The following is a 19,740-nucleotide window of genomic DNA, read 5'->3' on the forward strand; positions in this document are numbered from 1 at the left end:
ATAACTAACATATCCAAAAGTGGGGATATAGGATAAGATAGTTATTTCTCTATAATACGAAAGGGGTGTTCGTATGCAAGATGTTCAAATCAAACATGAAGATTTAGGTTTGTCAAATGAAGATGTACTTGCTATGTTCGAAACAATGTTAATGGCCAGAAGATTAGATGAGCGTATGTGGTTATTAAACCGTTCTGGTAAAATTCCGTTTGTAATTTCCTGTCAAGGTCAGGAGGCAGCACAGGTTGGAGCAGCCTTTGCACTTGATAAAAATAAGGATTATATTGCACCATATTATCGCGATATGGGTGTTGTTTTACATTTTGGAATGACACCAAGAGAACTGATGTTATCTGCGTTTGCTAAAGCAGAAGATCCAAACTCTGGCGGTCGTCAAATGCCAGGTCACTTTGGCCAAAAGAAAAACCGTATTTTAACAGGTTCATCTCCTGTTACGACTCAAGTTCCACACGCAGTGGGTGTTGCACTTGCAGGACGTCTACAAAAAGAAGATTTTGTTTCTTTCGTTACGCTTGGTGAAGGTTCATCCAACCAAGGAGACTTCCATGAAGGAGCGAACTTTGCAGGTGTGCATAAGCTACCAGTCATTATTATGGTAGAAAACAATCAATATGCGATTTCTGTGCCAGTAGAACGTCAACTAGGCTGTGCAAAAGTATCTGATCGTGGGATTGGCTACGGAATGCCAGGGGTAACAGTGGATGGGAAAAATCCGTTACAAGTGTATAAAGTGGTGAAAGAGGCCGCAGATCGTGCACGTAATGGGGAAGGTCCAAGCTTAATCGAAACGGTAACCTATCGTTTAACAGCCCATTCATCAGATGATGATGACCGTCAATACCGTACGGCTGAAGACATTGCAGAAGGTAAAGCAAAGGATCCAATTGTATTATTTGAAAAATATTTAATGGATGCTGGCGTAATGACAGATGCGATACGTACTGAAATCGAAGAGCGTGTCATGGCAGAAGTAAATGAAGCAACTGATTATGCTGAAGCGGCTCCATATGCACAACCAGAGCATGCACTTAAATATGTTTATGCACCAGTGGACGGAGGTGACATGTAATGGCAGTAATGTCTTATATTGATGCGATTACATTAGCAATGAAAGAAGAGATGGAACGTGACGAACGAGTTTTCATTTTAGGAGAGGACGTTGGTCGTAAGGGCGGTGTATTCAAAGCCACTACTGGACTATACGATCAATTCGGTGAATACCGCGTGCTCGATACACCTCTTGCAGAAAGTGCGATAGCTGGTGTAGGTATCGGTGCAGCGATGTACGGTATGCGTCCGATTGCTGAAATGCAATTTGCTGATTTTATAATGCCAGCTGTCAATCAAATCGTCTCTGAGGCAGCAAAAATTCGTTACCGTTCTAATAATGACTGGACTTGTCCAATGGTCATCCGCGCACCTTTTGGCGGCGGTATTCACGGGGCACTTTATCATTCACAATCCGTTGAAGCACTTTTTGCTGGTACGCCTGGTTTGAAAATTGTCATTCCATCAACACCGTATGATGCAAAAGGTTTATTGAAAGCTGCTATTCGTGATGAAGATCCGGTATTATTTTTCGAACATAAACGTGCCTATCGTTTAATTAAAGGGGAAGTACCACTAGATGATTACACATTGCCAATTGGTAAAGCAGATGTAAAACGTGAAGGAGATGACGTGACAGTCATTACCTATGGTTTAGCAGTCCACTTTGCTCTACAAGCGGCAGAACGCCTAGCTGCGGATGGTATTTCCGCTCATATCCTTGACTTGCGTACAGTTTACCCTCTGGATAAAGAAGCGATTATTGAGGCTGCAAGTAAGACAGGTAAAGTATTGCTTGTTACAGAGGATAATAAAGAAGGTAGTATCATGAGTGAGGTTGCTGCTATTATTGCAGAACATTGTTTATTTGAGCTTGATGCACCAATTCAACGTCTAGCGGGACCTGATGTGCCAGCCATGCCATATGCACCAACGATGGAGAAATATTTTATGATTAATCCTGATAAAGTGGAACGTGCTATGCGAGAACTTGCTGCGTTCTAATAGATCACAACAAGGCTGAATGAAAAATAAAAGCCTCAGACGGAACAACAGATTTTGACTTTGCACAGTTGAAAGTCAAAATCTGTCTAAATGCCTATCTACGTTTAATGTTTTTAGCGCTGCATCAGGTACAATGACGCCTAGGCTTAATTGATGGGAGGAATAAAGGATGTCGGTTCAAAATATTACAATGCCACAGCTCGGCGAAAGTGTAACAGAAGGTACAATTGAAAAATGGCTTGTAAAGCCTGGAGATACAGTTAAAAAATATGATCCATTAGCAGAGGTTGTTACAGATAAAGTAAATGCTGAAATCCCCTCATCATTTGAAGGGGTTATCACGGAGCTACTTGCGCAAGAAGGTCAGACATTACCAGTTGGAGCAGTCGTTTGCTCGATTGAAATAGCGGGAGAAGGTGAATTACCAGCACCGCCACCTGAAAAAAAATCAGCGGTAAGTACGGCTATTTTAAATGCAGGTGTTCAAAAGAAACAGGAGGCACCACAGCAGGTAAAAGCCCCTGTAGCTGCACCAAAAGAGGCACGTACAGGTAAAGTACGTTACTCACCAGCTGTTCTTCGACTTGCGCAGGAGCATGATATAGCTTTAGACCTTGTAACAGGTACTGGCGAGGGTGGTCGTATTACACGAAAAGACCTGTTAAAGCTCATTGAAACAGGTAATATCCCAACGGCAAATGATGTAGCACAAGCAGCTCCAACCGCTCAAACAACAGCACCTACAGCAGCTCCAGCACCACAGCAACAAGTGGAAAAAGCAGCTGCACCTGTACAACCTATTCATCCAGGAGATATCGAAATTCCTGTGACGAAGATCCGTCGTGCCATTGCGAATAATATGGTGAAAAGTGTACATGAAGCGCCACATGCTTGGATGATGATGGAAGTTGATGTAACAGATTTAGTGACTTATCGTGATAGCTTAAAGAATGAATTTAAGCAAAAAGAAGGCTTTAATCTTACATATTTCGCCTTCTTTGTAAAAGCGGTTGCTCAAGCTTTAAAGGAATTCCCAATGCTGAATTCGATGTGGGCGGGAGATAAAATCATTCAAAAACATGACATCAATATTTCGATTGCAGTAGCAACGGATGATGCCTTATTTGTACCTGTTATAAAACACGCAGATGAAAAATCCATTAAAGGAATTGCCAAAGAAATCCATGAACTGGCTATCAAAGTTCGTACAGGGAAATTAGCAATGGATGACATTACTGGTGGTACATTTACTGTGAATAATACAGGTGCATTTGGTTCTGTTCAATCAATGGGCATTATCAATTACCCACAAGCAGCGATTCTACAAGTGGAAAGTATTGTAAAAAAACCTGTTGTTTTACCAGGTGGAATGTTTGCTGCACGTGATATTGTGAATTTATGTTTATCATTAGATCATCGTGTACTTGATGGACTTGTCTGTGGTAAATTCCTAAATAGAGTGAAAGAAATACTCGAAAATACCAATAAATCTTCAACGTCAGTCTACTGATGACTTGTCGGAAACCTGCTGTATAAGGGTTTCCGATTTTTTTTATGCTTTTCGAGTCGCAATTTGTCATGTAGAATAACAAATAGAAACTACTAAGGGGGGAAGCTGATTAAGCGTCCGCATGTCAAACAACATGAAAAATATTGAATTTGAAATACCAGCCTATTCAGACTGGCAAGATGCAGCAATCAAAGCTTTAAAAGGGAAACCATTTGAGTCACTATTCACAAAAACAATTGAAGGTGTTACACTACAGCCGCTTTACACGCAAGAAAGTTTAGTAGCTAAGCTTGGAGAAGAGCTTGATTTACAAGTTGCCACAATCCGTTCCCTACAAAATGATCAAGTATTTCAGGTGGCACAACAAATTCACGCTGATTCAAGCGAAGCTTTTTTTGCACAACTTGAGGATAGCTTGGCTCGAGGCAATGAAGTTATTACGATAGATAGCCGAGTGAGCTTTGCTTGGACAGAAGAAGTATTGGTCAAATTAGCATCATATTTCTCAGAATATTCGTTTAAAATTACTATTGAAAATTCAAAAGACCCGTTATTAGCAGTATTCGACAACATTCCAGTAGATCAACAAGAAGCCATTAAAGGTTACATTATTTCAAAAGACCCTATCACTTTGACTGCATTTCCGAACGTGCGCTCAGTCAGTGCAGACACAACGGTTTATCATAATGAAGGTGCTAACGCTGTCCAAGAATTAGCCTATGCACTTGCATTAGCAGCCAAATTTGCAGAACAAGAAGAAAGCTTTGAAGCGTTTTCGAAGAATTTCTTTGTATCTTTTGCCATTGATACACAATTCTTTACGGAGATTGCAAAACTACGTGCTTTTAAAGTACTTTGGAAAGCGTTCTCATCCGCTTATGGTGTAACAGATCATGTGAAAATTCCGACTGTTGCTGAAACATCATTAAGAAGCTTTTCTAAATTAGATGTGTATGTGAACTTATTACGTTCTTCAAATGAAGCGCTTTCTGGTTTAATCGGTGGTGCGGATCTCTTTACGGTTCATCCACATGATGTGTTAACAAAGCCTACGGATCAATCCATTCGTATCGCTCGTAATGTATCATTAATTTTAAGAGAAGAAACAAATGTCTTAAAAGTAAAAGATCCAGCAGGGGGCTCTTACTTTATCGAGTCGTTAACAGCAGATTTTGTGAAAGAAGCATGGGCATTATTTTTAGACATTCAGGCAGCAGGCGGTATCGATGAATATACAGCTTCTGGCAAGCTTGCAGAAGAAGTGGAAGCATCCTATCAAAAGCGCATTCAAGCTGCCCAAACACGTAAGCAATCATTAATTGGAACGAATATTTATGCTAATCCAGCTGATGTCCTTGAACATGACACAAATCCATTATTTGCTGATATTAAGCGTATTGCTGCTCCATTTGAGGATTTACGTGCAGACATGACAGCAGAAAATGTGAAAACAGGTATTTTAGCATTAGGATCATTAAAAAGCTCTAAACCACGCGCAGATTTTGTAGCGGGCTTCTTAAACACAGTGGGTCTTGAACCAGAAAAAAGTGAGCCAGTGACAACTGTAGAAGAGGCAGTAGCTTGGCTGAAGGCTACAGAGGCTAAGTATGTAGTGATTGCAGGTAATGATGATGATACAAAAGCATTTGTATCAGCTATTTTAGCTGAAAAACCAGCGAATGTGCTTGTAGATGTGGCGGGCAAATTTAAAGACGAAGAAGAAGCTTGGTTAGCAAATGGCTTAAACGGCTTTATTTTCGCAGGACAAAACATCATTGAAAAATTACTGTCCGTGTTTGCGAGCATGAAGGAGGTCCAACGATGAGCAAGCCAAATTTTAATGCAGTAGAAATAGAAAAGGTGTTAACAGCTGAGGCACCTCAAGCGTCTGAAGATAAGTTCATGACTAATGAGGGAATTGAAATTAAAGATATTTACACAAAAGAAGATATTAAAGAGGCTAAACATCTAAATGATGTAGCAGGGATTGCACCCAATACACGTGGGCCATACCCTACTATGTATGTAGCACGTCCATGGACGGTTCGCCAATACGCTGGTTTCTCAACTGCTGAAGAATCCAATGCCTTTTACAAACGAAATTTAGCAATGGGCCAAAAAGGTCTTTCTGTCGCGTTTGATTTAGCAACACATCGAGGCTATGACTCCGATCATCCACGTGTAACAGGGGATGTAGGAAAAGCAGGGGTTGCGATTGACTCAGTTGAGGATATGAAAATCCTTTTCGATCAAATCCCGTTAGACCAAATGTCTGTTTCAATGACAATGAATGGTGCGGTATTACCCGTTCTTGCATTCTATATTGTGGCAGCAGAGGAACAAGGGGTAACGCCAGATCAATTAGCAGGTACCATTCAAAATGATATTTTAAAAGAATACATGGTGCGTAATACATACATTTACCCACCAGCTATGTCAATGAAAATCATCGCAGATATTTTTGAATATACAGCGAAGTATATGCCGAAATTTAACTCTATTTCAATTTCTGGTTACCATATTCAAGAAGCAGGCGCAACTAATGACATTGAGCTTGCCTATACATTAGCAGATGGCTTGGAGTATGTACGAACAGGATTAAAAGCAGGTATTGATATTGATGCATTTGCACCTCGCCTATCGTTCTTCTGGGCAATTGGTATGAACTATTACATGGAAGTTGCTAAAATGCGTGCAGCACGTCGTATTTGGGCACAAATGATGTCTACGTTTAATCCGAAAAATCCGAAGACATTAGCGCTGCGTACGCATTCCCAAACATCTGGCTGGTCATTAACTGAGCAAGATCCATTTAACAATGTTGCACGTACATTAATCGAAGCAAATGCTTCTTCAATGGGACATACGCAATCCCTTCATACAAATGCACTGGATGAAGCAATTGCCCTTCCAACTGATTTCTCTGCACGTATCGCGCGTAATACACAGTTATTTTTACAAGAGGAAACAGCGATGACAAAAGTCATTGATCCATGGGGTGGTTCGTACTACGTGGAGAAATTAACAGAAGAAATTACGAAATCTGCTTGGGCGTTAATCGAAGAGATTGAAGCGCTTGGTGGTATGGCTAAAGCGATTGAAACGGGCCTTCCAAAAATGAAGGTTGAGGAAGCCGCAGCAAAACGTCAAGCAAAAATTGATTCTAAAACAGAAACGATTGTTGGCGTGAATAAGTATCGCTTAGCAAAAGAAGAGCCGATCGATATTTTAGATATCGATAATACAATTGTTCGTCAAAAACAAATTGAACGTTTAGAAGCGATGAAGGCAGCTCGTGATGAAGCTGAAGTTCAAAAGCATTTAGCTCGCTTAACAAAGGCTGCTCAAGATGGAGAAGAAAACTTGCTAGCGGTGGCAGTGGATGCAGCGCGCGCTCGTGCTTCTTTAGGTGAAATATCTGATGCAATTGAAGCTGTTTCTGGTCGTCATAAAGCGGTCATTCGTTCGATCTCTGGTGTTTACTCTGCTAACTTCTCTGATGAGGAGCAAATTGCGGAAGTGAAACAAATGACAGAAGAATTCCTTGAAAATGAAGGTCGTCGTCCACGTATTTTAGTTGCTAAAATGGGACAAGATGGACATGACCGCGGCGCGAAGGTTGTCGCAACTGGTTATGCTGATTTAGGCTTTGACGTAGATATTTCACCACTATTTATGACACCTGCTGAGGCAGCTCAAATGGCTGTTGAAAATGATGTTCATGTCATTGGCGTATCTTCACTAGCCGCAGGACATAAAACATTGGTGCCTGAATTGATAGCTGAGCTTGAAAAACTAGGTCGTGAAGATATTATCATTATTGTGGGTGGTGTTATACCAGCACAAGATTATGATTTCCTTTATAATGCTGGTGCAGTAGCTATTTTCGGACCAGGTACAGTGATTCCTGTATCCGCACAAAAAATTATTGAAGAAATCTACAAACGTTTAGGCTATGAGGAAGTGTCTGAATAATGGACAAAAATAAAGGAATGGAAGAAAGTGCGCTATTTGTCATGGACGGAGTAGAGGCGACTCACGACGGGATGCAATATGGTACACCCAAAAAGTTCCGAAAGAAAAAGGCAGACACTCTAAATGTAGGAGAGCTTGCACAACAAGTACGTGCGGGCTCTCGCACACATTTATCAAAAGCCATTACCCTCATTGAAAGTTCAAACGCTACCCATAAAGTACAGGCACAAGAACTATTGCAGGAGCTTCTTCCACATACAGGCAATAGTATCCGAATTGGCATAACAGGTGTGCCTGGGGCAGGAAAAAGCTCATTCATTGAGGCTTTCGGTACAATGCTGTGTGACATGGGGAAACGAGTTGCTGTTCTTGCCATTGATCCAAGTTCTTCTCTATCAGGAGGAAGTATACTTGGCGATAAAACGCGTATGGAGGAGCTCGTTAAGAAGCCTAGTGCATTTGTGCGTCCATCGCCATCGGCAGGTACCCTAGGGGGTGTTCACAAAAAAACACGGGAAACCATGTTAGTTTGTGAGGCAGCAGGCTATGATGTGATTTTAATTGAAACCGTTGGTGTCGGACAAAGTGAAACCTATGTCCGTGGCATGGTTGACTTCTTCCTGCTTCTTGTTTTAACAGGAGCGGGGGATGAATTGCAGGGCATGAAAAAAGGCATTATGGAATTAGCAGATGCAATTGTCGTGCATAAGGCGGATGGTGAAAATGTTCGTCTAGCTAAAAAAACGGTTGCAGAGTATAAACAAATTTTGCACTTTTTACAGCCAGCTACACCTGGTTGGATGTCAACTGCCATGCCTGTTAGTTCACTAGAAAAACGAGGACTTGATAAGGTTTGGGAAACAATTGGGGAATTCAAGCAAATCGTAGAAGCAAATCACTATTGGGCTACCCGACGCCAACAACAAACAAAAGAGTGGTTCCAATCGATGATTACCGATCATTTAATTGATCTATTTTATGGAAACCCGCAACGTAAAGTACAAGTACAACAGCTTGAACGTCAAATTTTAAGTGGACAGTTGACAGTTACACAAGGTGTTGATCGTTTATTTAGCGAGGAGCAGGAAGACAAGTAAACGAGTCATATTGAAATCGTAGTAATTTCAACTGAAATGTGTTGAGCAAGTAGGTGCACAAATTGCTTGCAAACTGCTATGATAAGAGATGGATAAGCGTCAAAAACCTACTATATGAAATAGAACTAAATTGGCGCAAACTTGAAAGGAGCTATCGCTATATGAATATGGATTACGATTTATTTATGCAGGAAATTTTAAAAACAGCACGTGCTGAAATTGAGGCAGCTGGTTATGAACAACTAACAACACCAGAAGCCGTGGAAGAGGCGTTTGCTCGTCCAGGTACAACATTAGTAATGGTGAACTCAGTATGTGGTTGTGCGGGTGGAATCGCTCGTCCAGCAGCGGCACAATGCGTTCATTATGATAAACGTCCAGATCATTTAGTAACAGTGTTTGCAGGGCAAGATAAAGAAGCAACTGCAGCAGCACGTTACCATTTTGGAGAAGATCATTTACCTTCATCACCATCATTCGTTCTATTAAAAGACGGACAAGTTGTCGCAGAAGTTGGACGCTATGAAATTGAAGGGCATGACCCAATGTCAGTTGTAACAAATTTACAAGCAAACTTTGAAGAATATTGTGACGAGCTTTAAGTCCATTCTTGCATAAGAAAAATCATTTTCAATCAAGTAGAAAAGCCTAAATAGATCATGCTATCTATGTAGGCTTCCTACTGATCCTCATGTATAGCTAGTTTCATTATTGTTAAAATTTTTGTAATATTGGCTAAATAATTAGCTGAATGCGTGAAGAGTACTAAAGGATGGGAGGCAGTCGGCCTGAAGAAGTTTTCAATCGGCTATCGAACTTTAAAAACAGCAATTGGTGCGGCCATCGCCATTGCCATTGCACAGTATTTTGATTTAGCCTCATATGCATCTGCTGGTATTCTAACCATATTATGTGTGCAGCCAACAAAAAAGAAATCCATTTATGCAGCCTATACACGATTAGTTGCAAGTATTGTAGCAATGCTTTTTGCCTTTGTAAGCTTTGAGTTATTTGCTTACCATCCACTTACACTAGCAGGCATGCTTATATTCTTTATACCTACCATTGTATCTTTAAAGGTTGCGGATGGATTTATCTCCAGTGTCGTGATTATTATGCATATTTACGCTGCTGAAGGGTACTCATTGACACTTGTTTATAATGAATTAGCGTTGATGGCTATCGGTTATGGGACAGGGATTGCCATTAATATGTATATGCCAGACATTCAAAAGGAATTAAATTACTACAGAGTCAAAATAGAGGAGCTATATAGTAAGATTTTTTTAGAAATTGCCAGCTATTTACGGCAAGGAGATACGTTGTGGAACGGCCAAGAAATTATCGATGCTATCAAAGCACTAGAAGAGGCAAAATCATTGGCGTTTAAAGATGTTCAAAACCATTTTACAAGACGTAAAAATGATTACTATGTATATTTCGATATGCGAGAGCAGCAGCTAGAAATTATCGAAAGAGTGCTACCAAAAGTGACGACATTACCTGTTATAGTACAAGAGGCTGAAATTGTGGCAGATTTTTTACAAGACCTAGGGGAGCATGTTCATTCGGGGAATACGGCTAGTCATTACCGTGAAAAGCTCGAACATGTTAAGCGCGATTTTTCTCAGCTTCCTTTACCACAAAGCCATGAGCAATTTATCGCTCAGGCAGCCCTCTATCAGTTTATAGAGGAAATGGACAGGTATTTAGAAATAAAGCAGTCATTTAAAGGGTTAAAGGCTAAAAAAGAGCGCCCACAGTAGTGTGGACGCCTCGTGCTTTGCCTTAAATTATCATAGATAATCCGAATGCTAGAGATGAGATTAGCATAATGGCGATCATACTATAAATAACGACTTTTTGAAATTTTTTATTACTCATATGCTCGTTCGCTCCTTCTTTTCTTATAAATAGTTTAGCAAATCTGAAAAATTTCTCAAGTAGTAGAGTTTTGACAAAAAAGTCTGTAAAATAGAGTATGTACCATAACAGAAGGAGATGTCACCATGGAGAAAGTAGACCATATTGGGATTGCAGTGCGCGATCTTGATGAACGCATTACATATTATACAGAAACTTTAGGCTTAAAGTTGATGAAAGTGGAAGAAGTAGAATCTCAACAGGTTCGTGTGGCATTTATTGATGCAGGGAACGTGAAAATTGAGCTATTAGAACCAATGAGTGATAAAAGTGCCATCCATGGTTTTATTGAAAAACGTGGAGAAGGAATTCACCATGTTGCGTTTGGTGTGACGGGAATTCGTGAACGAATGGCAGAGCTTCGTGAAAAAGGTGTACGTCTCTTATCCGAAGAGCCAGGGCCAGGTGCTGGAGGGGCAGAGGTTGCGTTTATGCATCCTAAATCCTCATTTGGGGTGTTATATGAACTATGTGATAAAAGTGGAAAAGGGGATAAGTGATTAGTATGGATATGTTCGACAAAATCAATGACTTGTATGACCGTAAAACGGTAATTGAACTTGGTGGGGGCTATGAACGCATCGATAAGCAGCATGAGAAGGGGAAACTTACTGCTCGTGAGCGTATCGACTTGTTGCTAGACGAAGGTACATTTTTCGAAATCAACCCATTTATTACACACCGTACAGTAGACTTCGGCATGGAAAAAATGGAGGGACCTGGTGATGGTGTCGTAACTGGATTCGGTAAAATTAACGGACGTCCAGTATACTTATTCTCTCAAGATTTCACAGTGTTTGGTGGGGCGCTTGGTGAAATGCATGCGAAAAAAATGGCAACAGTGATGGATCTAGCTGCTAAAAATGGTACACCATTTATCGGCATCAATGACTCAGGCGGTGCACGTATTCAAGAGGGTGTTCTTTCATTAGATGGCTATGGTCATATCTTCTACCGAAATGCCATTTATTCTGGTGTGATCCCACAAATCTCTGTGATTATGGGACCTTGTGCTGGTGGAGCTGTTTATTCTCCAGCTATTACGGACTTTATTCTAATGGTGGATAAAACATCTCAAATGTTCATTACAGGACCTAAAGTAATCGAAACGGTAACAGGAGAGAAAATTTCCGCTGAAGATTTAGGTGGTTCGAAAGTAAATAATGCGGTTAGTGGGAATGCTCATTTCCGTGCTCCTTCTGAAGAAGCAGCGATTGATGAAATTAAAAAACTATTAAGCTACTTACCACAAAACAATAAAGAAAAGGCACCTCGTCAAGCTAGACCTGAAGGGGATGACTACCGTCCAGAAATCGTGGATACAGTGCCGATTGAAACAACACGTCCATATGATGTACGTAAAGTTGTTGAGCAAGTAGTGGATGAAGGTTCGTTCATGGAAGTGCATGCAGAGTTTGCTAAAAACGTAGTAGTTGGTTTTGCACGTATTGCTGGTGAATCAGTTGGACTTGTTTGTAACCAACCAAAAGTTCTTGCTGGTGGCTTAGATATCGATTCTTCTGATAAAGCAGCTCGTTTCATTCGTACTTGTGATGCATACAATATCCCAATCATTACATTTGAAGACGTTTCTGGCTTCTTCCCAGGTGTTAAACAAGAACATGGTGGTATTATTCGCCATGGTGCAAAAATTCTGTATGCTTATTCAGAAGCGACTGTTCCAAAAATTACAGTGATTTTACGTAAAGCTTATGGAGGCGCTTACGTTGCCTTAAACTCTAAATCAATTGGTGCTGACCTTGTATTTGCATGGCCAAATGCTGAAATTGCTGTTATGGGTGCTGCTGGCGCAGCTAACATCATTTTTGCCCGTGAAATTGCAAAATCAGATGACCCAGAAGCAACTCGTGCAGCAAAAATCGAAGAATATAAAGAGAAATTTGCTAACCCATATGTTGCAGCATCTCGCGGTATGGTAGACGACGTAATTGATCCACGAGATACACGTATCAAGCTGATTCAAGGACTTGATATGCTGTCCAACAAACATGAAACACGTCCAGAGAAAAAGCACGGTAATATTCCTCTATAATAGTCGTACAAGCCTAGCAGCTCAAAAGTTGCTAGGTTTTTCATTGCCAAAAAGTGAAACATTTTTGTTTGTCATCCGTACTGATAGATAAGAGGAGTTGAGATGAATGGAATGGCAGCAATTACAAACAGAGCAAGAAAAGATTCATGCACAACTTAGAAAAGCATCTAGATTAAACGAACAAAATCAGTTAATTGAGGGACAAATTAAACATACACAACAGGAAATAGACAACCATACAACAGCACTCCAACAAATTCGATCCAAACTGGATAAATTGGATGGTTTCTCATTTATGAATATGATTCGTACGTGGACAGGGCAACAAGATGAACTGAGGGCAGAAAAAATTGATAAGGCGGCAGTACTTGAATTAAAGCTGAATGAAGCTAAGAAAATGCAAACAGATTTAGCAGAGGACAGCGTGCAGGTGATGAACCAGCTAGCCCAAATTGATGTAATAGCGTTACAGCAATCACTTCAACAGGTTTATCTTCAAAAGAAGGCGTACTTACAGATTCATGATGCTGCTCAAGCAGAGAGGCTAGAGCATTTAGCACTTGAGGAAATACTAACAAAACAGCTCATCACTGAAATTAAAGAGGCGGAGGAAGCGGGAGAAGTAGCCCTTACAAGGCTTGGGCAAGCAGCTGCTTCCTTACATTCGGCCAATGGGTATTCCACATGGGATACGTTTTTGGGTGGTGGGCTGATTGCAACACACTTAAAGCATGATGCACTCGATCAGTCAGAAAACTATTTACACAGTGCTCAAATTGCGTTACAGCGTTTTCATAATGAATTATTGGATGTTCAAGAAATGTCTACGAAATCGTTGCATGTTGAAACAGATGGCTTTGTTAAGTTTGCAGACTACTTTTTTGATGATATTTTTTCAGCATGGTCTGTTCATTCTAAAATTTCAACAGCAAGGGAACAGGTCTCACGTGTTCAGGATGATGTACATAATACGATTTGGCGCTTACAGGATAAACATAAGAAAGCAGTCAACTACCTACAATCATTAGAAAAAGAAAAAGAGCTTATTTTCAATCACTAAGGAAAGTCTGAGTTGTTCTCAGACTTTTTATTTTGGTCGTATTGTTCAATGATTTCAACTCTTCTGACGTTGTGCTAAAATAATACGTATACTATAACGTGGAAAAACACGTAAACTAAGGGAGTTTTACAACATGACAAGTCGTTTAGTAGAAGAGTTTTTTGAGCTCGTACAAATTGATTCAGAAACAAAACATGAACAACTAATAGCACCCATTCTTGTAGAGAAGTTAACTGCACTGGGATTTTCAGTGATTCAAGACGATGCACATACGCGTAATGGACATGGGGCAGGTAATATTATTGCCACATTAAAAGGCACATTGGATGTGGAGCCAATCTATTTCACTTCTCATATGGATACCGTTGTGCCAGGAAAAGGCATCAAACCGTCTTTGCGTGAGGATGGCTATATCGTATCTGATGGTACGACGATTTTAGGTGCCGACGATAAAGCAGGATTAGCAGCTCTATTTGAGATGGTCAAACGTTTGAAAGAGCAAAATATTGCACATGGCGATATTGAATTTATTATTACGGCTGGTGAAGAAAGTGGCCTTGTTGGCGCTAAAGAGTTAGATCCAGCTAACATTAAAGCAAAATATGGCTTTGCGGTTGATAGCGATGGCAAAGTTGGTGGTATCGTGACAGCAGCACCCTTCCAGGCGAAAATTTTTACAAAGATTATTGGAAAAACGGCACATGCAGGGGTTGCTCCTGAAAAGGGTATTTCTGCCATAACAGTTGCATCAAAATGCATTGCTCAAATGAAACTAGGCCGTTTAGATGAAGAAACGACAGCGAATATTGGGCGTTTTGAAGGTGGACAAGCAACAAATATTGTTTGTGACGAAGTGACAATCCTGGCAGAAGCACGTTCTATAGACAAAGCTAAATTGGATGCGCAAACAAAGCATATGCAAGATACGTTTGAACAAGTATCTGCTTCTTTAGGTGCACGGGCAGAGGTTGAAGTGAAGCTGATGTATCCAGGCTTCCGTGTAACGGAATCTGATAAAGTTGTTCAGGTAGCTATGGCTGCTGCACGCAATATTGATCGTACTCCGACACTAGGTATTTCTGGTGGAGGCTCAGATGCAAACGTCATCGCAGGCTTTGGCATTCCTACAGTTAATTTATCTGTTGGCTATGAGGATATTCATACAACGAATGAAAAGATACCAGTAGAAGAACTTGAAAAATTAGCAGATTTACTAGTAGAAATCGTCAAAGAATCGGCGAAAAATTAACAGTCGAGTAAGGATGTGTAACCCTATGGAAAGTGTCAAAGCAGTCGTTTTTGCTTGTGGGACAGAGGAATACGCCGTACCTGTGGAACAAGCGATTTCAATTGAAAAATTAGAGCATGTAACACCTATTCCTCATTTACCTAACTATCTTCTAGGCTTTACAAGAATTCGTGGTGAGCTTGTACCTGTTCTAGATTTTGAGCGCATACTGTATAACCGCTCATCTAATCCATCAACCGCACGTATCATTGTGTTGAATACTGATGTGGTTAATTATGGATTACTTGTTACAGAAGCACGAGAAATTCTTGATTTCGATGAATCAGTACTTCAGCAATTGGGCCTAGTCAATTATAGTAAAACACGCTATTTTACTGCGGTAGCTAATCTTGAAAACCGAATGATTACGTATGTTGATCCCAAAATACTTGTCAATTCATTAGACGGCATTCGTGAGATCATCAATTATTTACACAAAATGCTTGAAAATGAAAAGGAAAACGTAGAGTCTTAGACACTCTACGTTTTTTTATGTTTGAATAGTAAATTTAACCTGTATTTTGTAGTTTTTTCCTAATCATACATGTGACAATTATGCATTATACCTACAGACAAACCATTGCTAACCGCGTATGATAATGATTAAGAAAAAACTGAAAAAGGCAAACTTCACCGAAAGGGAGGGACGCAAAGCCATGAGTCTAAACACTATAATTTCAGTGCAAGATTGTCAGGTTGCCAGGTTCTGTTCTAGGAGCCGTGGCGAGTAGAATGGAGTTAGTTCGTATGAAGAGACAATTAAAAGTATGGACCGCACTAATCGTCATCATGATTAGTTCATTAGCTTTATCAAGTGGAGAGGTTGATGCAATGTCTATACAGGAAAAGGCTACGTGGCTGTGGGATACATCCCTCATCATGGATGACCAAGAAAAAATATTATTATTTTTAGAACATAACGATGTCAATAAAGTTTATCTGCAAATCGATCAAGGCATAGCGAGCAATGACTATAAGCATTTTATTAGTAACGCTTCTGACAAAGGTATTCGCATTTATGCATTGGATGGTGCTGCAAGCTGGGTTTCAGCTGAGGGTAGTCGAAGCCAAGACGAATTGTTTAATTGGTTACATACATATAATAAGAATTCAACTGAATCTGAGCAATTTTCTGGGGTTCACCTTGATGTAGAACCTTATTTAAATAGTGGATGGAGCTTACATCAAGCACAAACGATAGAATCCTATCAAACACTAATAATGAAAGCAAGTGAGAAAGCAAGTCAGTTACAACTTACTTTAGAAGTAGACATGCCATTTTGGTTTGATGAAGTTCAGTATAATAACGAATTTGGAAAAGGGTTATTAGCTGATTGGGTCATTGACCATGTGGATAGTGTGACGATCATGGCCTATCGTGATGCTGCAAAAGATATTATCTCTATTGTAGAACATGAAATCGCTTATGCTTCCACTGTGAATAAATCAATTGTAATTGGTGTAGAAACAGGCGCTTCAGAGGAAGGGGAAAATATTACTTTTTATGATAATGGAGAAGCCTTTATGAATGAACAGCTTATACTTGTTCAGGAACATTTTTCAAATAACGATGCTTTTCATGGAGTAGCCATTCATTACGTGGAGAATTGGATGACCATGCGTCCATAAAAAAAGTCCTTCCAGTGTAAAACTGGAAGGGCTTTTCTATTGCTATTAAGACAGACGACCACTGTAGTCTTCAAATTTAAACTCACGGATCACTTTAATGCCTTCTTCATCGTTATACGAAACGATAGATGGTAAGTTGACACCGTTAAACATATGGTTTTTCACCATTGAATAATGAGCCATATCTGTGAATACAAGACGATCACCTGGTTTTAACGGCTGTTCAAACGAATAATCGCCAATCACATCACCAGCTAGACATGTTAGTCCGCCTAAGCGATATGTGTGTGCTAATTCATTTGCTTGTCCAGAACCAATAATCATTGGACGGTAAGGCATTTCAAGTACATCAGGCATGTGACATGTTGCTGATGTATCTAAAATAGCAAGATCCATCCCATTTTCTTGAATATCAAGCACTGTTGCTACTAAGTAGCCTGTATTAAGGGCTACTGCTTCACCAGGCTCAAGATAAACAAGCAGGTTATACTTTTCTTGAATATAATTAATGATGTTCACAAGTTTTTCTACATCATAATCATCACGCGTAATATGGTGACCGCCACCGAAGTTTAACCATTTCATTTGGTGTAACACATCACCAAATTTTTCCTCAACTACTTCAATAATACGCTCTAATGTATCAGAATTTTGTTCACACATCGCATGGAAGTGTAAGCCATCAATACCGTCAAGCTGTGATTTATCAAAGTTAGCCAATGTTGTACCAAGGCGAGAGTTTGTGTAGCAAGGATCATAAAGGGCTGTTTCAATTTCAGAGTACTCAGGATTCACACGAATACCACATTCAATTGTTTTACCAGCAGATTTTACTCTGTCCTTGTACTGTGCCCATTGGTTAAATGAGTTAAAGACGATGTGATCCACATAGCCTAGAAGCTCGTCCATTTCATGCTCAATATAAGCAGGAGCATAAACATGTACTTCCTTGCCCATTTTTTCATAGCCAAGTCGTGCCTCATGCAGTGAGCTTGCTGTAATGCCTGCTAAATATTCCCCGACTAAAGGGAATGTTGAATGCATTGAGAAGCCTTTAAGGGCTAATAAAATGCGGCAGCCTGTACGCTCTTGAATTGATTTTAAAAGCTCAAGATTCTTTGTTAATAATCGCTCATCCACTACATAGGAAGGGGATGGAACTTTTGAAAAATCAATTGGTTTCATCGGCTTATTTCCTTTGCATCTAAATCAAGGTCTAATAATTCTGGGTTATGGCTTTCTTGCCATGGTAGGCCCCATTTATTTAGTGCATCCATGAATGGATCTGGATTGAAATCTTCCACATTCCATACACCTGGTTTACGCCATTCACCGTTCATCACAAGCATTGCACCGATCATAGCTGGAACGCCAGTTGTGTATGAAATCGCTTGTGAACCAACCTCGTTGTAGCACTCTTCGTGGTCACATACATTGTACACATAGTACGTTTTTTCTTTGCCATCTTTTAGACCGCGAATGATACAACCGATGTTTGTTTTACCTTTTGTACGTGGTCCAAGTGAAGCTGGGTCTGGTAATACCGCTTTAAGGAAGTGGATTGGTTGAATCATTTGTCCTTCAAATTCGATTGGCTCAATTGATGTCATACCTACGTTTTCTAATACTTTTAAGTGTGTTAAGTATTTTTCAGAGAACGTCATCCAGAAGCGGATTTGTTTTAAACCTTTGATATTTTTTGCAAGTGATTCAAGCTCTTCATGGTATAGAAGGTAAATATCTTTTGGTCCGATTTCAGGTAGGTTATACACTTCTTTTTTCTCAAGTGGTGCTGTTTCAATCCACTCGCCTTCTTTCCAGTAACGACCATTCGCTGTAATTTCACGAATGTTAATTTCTGGGTTGAAGTTTGTTGCGAAATGATAACCATGATCTCCCGCATTGGCATCCACGATATCGATATAGTGGATTTCATCAAATTCATGTTTTTGTGCATGAGCTGTGAAAACGCCTGTTACACCTGGGTCAAAACCGCTTCCAAGTAATGCAGTTAAGCCAGCTTTTTCAAACTTCTCTTTATAAGCCCATTGCCATTTATATTCAAATTTTGCCGTTTCAGGTGGCTCGTAGTTTGCAGTATCCACATAGTGCACACCTGTCGCTAAGCAAGCATCCATAATCGTTAAGTCCTGATAAGGTAGGGCTACGTTAATCACTACATCTGGGCCGAAAGCTTTAATAAGCTCAATCACCTCTTCTGTATTGTCCGCGTCTACCTGTGCAGTATGAATTTTTGTTTTTCCGCCGTCTAGTTTTTCTTTTAGAGCGTCACATTTTGAAACAGTTCTACTTGCGATACAAATTTCCTCAAATACGTCCGAATTTTGAACACACTTGTGTACCACAACACTGGCAACACCGCCAGCTCCGATAATCAATGCTTTACCCAATTGTCTACCCCCAAGTTCATATAAAGTATTGTCAAACAAGCTGATTATACAGAAAATTGATATACTACTCAATCATTGTTTTAAAATTTTCTACAAAAAATTTTATTTTTCTACAACAATTAGACGTATACGGAGGGGAATGCCTCGGAAAAGAAGGGAATCGTGAATAAATCTAAGAAGCCATATTTGAAATAGCTGTTGTATAGACCCACATAATTTGTAAGGTTTAATCTCCATTCTTCCTACACTCTAGTATCTCTTCCGATTTGCTTTTTGATCCACGCTACTAAATCATTTCTACCGACCTTTACATAAAAAAATCCCTTGCATATAGAAAGGGAAGGAACCACAATAAACTTGCTACCTTTATCTTTGTAATGGCAAATGAGACATATTATTTCAGAAAACGATTGGATACTTGTTGTTTTTCTTCCCCCCATATATAGAAGAAAACCACAAGCAAAGTACTAAAAAAACCCATCACAAGAGCATACGTACTGAGGGCTACATCCACTTGACTTTGCATGGCATAAATAAAAATGGCCCCTATTGTTAACAAGTTCCCTGTCACAATCGATATAAGATGAAAGCGTTTGTTCATAGCAAGCCCTCCTATTAGATGAATTGGTAATGCTCAAGATTCAAGATAATTAACTTCAATTATCGCACAATTCAGAACTTTTATCCAATGTTTTATCTTACTAGAATAATTAAAGATGCT

General features: G+C 39.8%; 18 protein-coding genes and 1 riboswitch. Of the genes, 14 read left to right on the top strand and 4 right to left on the bottom strand.

The annotated features are described in order from the left end of the window. Positions 1–73: 73 nt before the first annotated feature. The 8 genes from CD31_RS07530 (at position 74) to CD31_RS07565 (ending at position 10,421) form a co-directional block, all read left to right on the top strand. Complete coding sequence (locus CD31_RS07530; RefSeq protein WP_016993883.1) at positions 74–1,090, top strand: thiamine pyrophosphate-dependent dehydrogenase E1 component subunit alpha; 1,017 nt, start codon at positions 74–76, stop codon at positions 1,088–1,090. Beyond that, the gene (locus CD31_RS07535) at positions 1,090–2,073 is read left to right on the top strand and encodes an alpha-ketoacid dehydrogenase subunit beta (RefSeq protein ID WP_016993882.1); all 984 of its coding nucleotides are present in this window, start codon (positions 1,090–1,092) and stop codon (positions 2,071–2,073) included. The genes CD31_RS07530 and CD31_RS07535 overlap by 1 nt, the downstream gene beginning before the upstream one ends. 169 nt (positions 2,074–2,242) lie before the next feature. Beyond that, complete coding sequence (locus CD31_RS07540; protein WP_036076586.1) at positions 2,243–3,583, top strand: dihydrolipoamide acetyltransferase family protein; 1,341 nt, start codon at positions 2,243–2,245, stop codon at positions 3,581–3,583. Between the two features lie 121 nt (positions 3,584–3,704). Next, positions 3,705–5,408, top strand: a complete 1,704-nt coding sequence (locus CD31_RS07545) for a methylmalonyl-CoA mutase family protein (RefSeq protein WP_036076588.1) — start codon at positions 3,705–3,707, stop codon at positions 5,406–5,408. Then, entirely contained in the window at positions 5,405–7,558 is a 2,154-nt protein-coding gene (gene scpA / locus CD31_RS07550) for a methylmalonyl-CoA mutase (protein WP_004231201.1), read from the top strand. Before CD31_RS07545 ends, scpA begins: the two co-directional genes overlap by 4 nt. After that, positions 7,558–8,655 carry a methylmalonyl Co-A mutase-associated GTPase MeaB gene (gene meaB, locus CD31_RS07555; RefSeq protein ID WP_036076590.1) on the top strand — a complete coding sequence of 366 codons (1,098 nt, stop codon included), beginning with the start codon at positions 7,558–7,560 and terminating at the stop codon, positions 8,653–8,655. Before scpA ends, meaB begins: the two co-directional genes overlap by 1 nt. Before the next feature lie 161 nt (positions 8,656–8,816). Next, positions 8,817–9,257, top strand: coding sequence for a BrxA/BrxB family bacilliredoxin (locus tag CD31_RS07560; RefSeq protein WP_004231203.1), 441 nt, complete (start codon positions 8,817–8,819; stop codon positions 9,255–9,257). 153 nt (positions 9,258–9,410) lie between these two features. Then, the gene (locus tag CD31_RS07565) at positions 9,411–10,421 is read left to right on the top strand and encodes an aromatic acid exporter family protein (RefSeq protein WP_009370217.1); all 1,011 of its coding nucleotides are present in this window, start codon (positions 9,411–9,413) and stop codon (positions 10,419–10,421) included. A gap of 22 nt (positions 10,422–10,443) precedes the next feature. Here CD31_RS07565 and prli42 read toward each other — a convergent pair whose 3' ends face one another. Next, the gene (gene prli42, locus CD31_RS23990; protein ID WP_009370219.1) at positions 10,444–10,539 is read right to left on the bottom strand and encodes a stressosome-associated protein Prli42; all 96 of its coding nucleotides are present in this window, start codon (positions 10,537–10,539) and stop codon (positions 10,444–10,446) included. Positions 10,540–10,664: 125 nt separating this feature from the next. Between prli42 and mce the strand changes: the two genes are divergently transcribed. From mce to CD31_RS07595, 6 genes are all read left to right on the top strand, one after another. Beyond that, on the top strand, positions 10,665–11,078 hold the full coding sequence (gene mce, locus CD31_RS07570) for a methylmalonyl-CoA epimerase (RefSeq protein ID WP_004231207.1): 414 nt from the start codon (positions 10,665–10,667) through the stop codon (positions 11,076–11,078). Between the two features lie 5 nt (positions 11,079–11,083). Continuing rightward, a complete protein-coding gene (locus CD31_RS07575; protein WP_016993877.1) occupies positions 11,084–12,631 on the top strand; it encodes an acyl-CoA carboxylase subunit beta in 1,548 nt (515 codons plus the stop codon). A gap of 106 nt (positions 12,632–12,737) precedes the next feature. Continuing rightward, positions 12,738–13,691, top strand: a complete 954-nt coding sequence (locus tag CD31_RS07580) for a hypothetical protein (RefSeq protein ID WP_036076592.1) — start codon at positions 12,738–12,740, stop codon at positions 13,689–13,691. Between the two features lie 133 nt (positions 13,692–13,824). Then, positions 13,825–14,940 carry a M20/M25/M40 family metallo-hydrolase gene (locus tag CD31_RS07585; protein ID WP_036076594.1) on the top strand — a complete coding sequence of 372 codons (1,116 nt, stop codon included), beginning with the start codon at positions 13,825–13,827 and terminating at the stop codon, positions 14,938–14,940. A gap of 25 nt (positions 14,941–14,965) precedes the next feature. Beyond that, positions 14,966–15,454 (top strand): chemotaxis protein CheW, encoded by a 489-nt coding sequence (locus tag CD31_RS07590; RefSeq protein ID WP_016993874.1) that lies wholly within the window; start codon positions 14,966–14,968, stop codon positions 15,452–15,454. 137 nt (positions 15,455–15,591) lie between these two features. Then, positions 15,592–15,683, top strand: a riboswitch (cyclic di-GMP riboswitch). A 43-nt stretch (positions 15,684–15,726) separates the two neighbouring features. Further along, the gene (locus tag CD31_RS07595; RefSeq protein ID WP_036076651.1) at positions 15,727–16,608 is read left to right on the top strand and encodes a hypothetical protein; all 882 of its coding nucleotides are present in this window, start codon (positions 15,727–15,729) and stop codon (positions 16,606–16,608) included. A 45-nt stretch (positions 16,609–16,653) separates the two neighbouring features. On the opposite strand, the gene nspC is transcribed toward CD31_RS07595, so the two are convergent. The 3 genes from nspC to CD31_RS07610 form a co-directional block, all read right to left on the bottom strand. Further along, positions 16,654–17,793 carry a carboxynorspermidine decarboxylase gene (gene nspC / locus CD31_RS07600; RefSeq protein ID WP_016993872.1) on the bottom strand — a complete coding sequence of 380 codons (1,140 nt, stop codon included), beginning with the start codon at positions 17,791–17,793 and terminating at the stop codon, positions 16,654–16,656. After that, positions 17,790–19,019, bottom strand: a complete 1,230-nt coding sequence (locus CD31_RS07605) for a saccharopine dehydrogenase family protein (protein ID WP_036076596.1) — start codon at positions 19,017–19,019, stop codon at positions 17,790–17,792. Before CD31_RS07605 ends, nspC begins: the two co-directional genes overlap by 4 nt. Before the next feature lie 394 nt (positions 19,020–19,413). After that, a complete protein-coding gene (locus tag CD31_RS07610; protein ID WP_016993871.1) occupies positions 19,414–19,620 on the bottom strand; it encodes a hypothetical protein in 207 nt (68 codons plus the stop codon). Positions 19,621–19,740: the final 120 nt, after the last annotated feature.

Source organism: Lysinibacillus boronitolerans JCM 21713 = 10a = NBRC 103108, assembly GCF_000772935.1.
Classification (GTDB): Bacteria; Bacillota; Bacilli; order Bacillales_A; family Planococcaceae; genus Lysinibacillus; species Lysinibacillus boronitolerans.

What these genes read in the sequence shown, in the direction of transcription:
- CD31_RS07530 (WP_016993883.1), top strand. Translation starts at nt 74, where the DNA reads ATGCAAGATGTTCAAATCAAACATGAAGATTTAGGTTTGTCAAATGAA.
- CD31_RS07535 (WP_016993882.1), top strand. Translation starts at nt 1,090, where the DNA reads ATGGCAGTAATGTCTTATATTGATGCGATTACATTAGCAATGAAAGAA.
- CD31_RS07540 (WP_036076586.1), top strand. Translation starts at nt 2,243, where the DNA reads ATGTCGGTTCAAAATATTACAATGCCACAGCTCGGCGAAAGTGTAACA.
- CD31_RS07545 (WP_036076588.1), top strand. Translation starts at nt 3,705, where the DNA reads ATGTCAAACAACATGAAAAATATTGAATTTGAAATACCAGCCTATTCA.
- scpA (WP_004231201.1), top strand. Translation starts at nt 5,405, where the DNA reads ATGAGCAAGCCAAATTTTAATGCAGTAGAAATAGAAAAGGTGTTAACA.
- meaB (WP_036076590.1), top strand. Translation starts at nt 7,558, where the DNA reads ATGGACAAAAATAAAGGAATGGAAGAAAGTGCGCTATTTGTCATGGAC.
- CD31_RS07560 (WP_004231203.1), top strand. Translation starts at nt 8,817, where the DNA reads ATGAATATGGATTACGATTTATTTATGCAGGAAATTTTAAAAACAGCA.
- prli42 (WP_009370219.1), bottom strand. Translation starts at nt 10,539, where the DNA reads ATGAGTAATAAAAAATTTCAAAAAGTCGTTATTTATAGTATGATCGCC.
- mce (WP_004231207.1), top strand. Translation starts at nt 10,665, where the DNA reads ATGGAGAAAGTAGACCATATTGGGATTGCAGTGCGCGATCTTGATGAA.
- CD31_RS07575 (WP_016993877.1), top strand. Translation starts at nt 11,084, where the DNA reads ATGGATATGTTCGACAAAATCAATGACTTGTATGACCGTAAAACGGTA.
- CD31_RS07580 (WP_036076592.1), top strand. Translation starts at nt 12,738, where the DNA reads ATGGAATGGCAGCAATTACAAACAGAGCAAGAAAAGATTCATGCACAA.
- CD31_RS07585 (WP_036076594.1), top strand. Translation starts at nt 13,825, where the DNA reads ATGACAAGTCGTTTAGTAGAAGAGTTTTTTGAGCTCGTACAAATTGAT.
- CD31_RS07590 (WP_016993874.1), top strand. Translation starts at nt 14,966, where the DNA reads ATGGAAAGTGTCAAAGCAGTCGTTTTTGCTTGTGGGACAGAGGAATAC.
- CD31_RS07595 (WP_036076651.1), top strand. Translation starts at nt 15,727, where the DNA reads ATGAAGAGACAATTAAAAGTATGGACCGCACTAATCGTCATCATGATT.
- nspC (WP_016993872.1), bottom strand. Translation starts at nt 17,793, where the DNA reads ATGAAACCAATTGATTTTTCAAAAGTTCCATCCCCTTCCTATGTAGTG.
- CD31_RS07610 (WP_016993871.1), bottom strand. Translation starts at nt 19,620, where the DNA reads ATGAACAAACGCTTTCATCTTATATCGATTGTGACAGGGAACTTGTTA.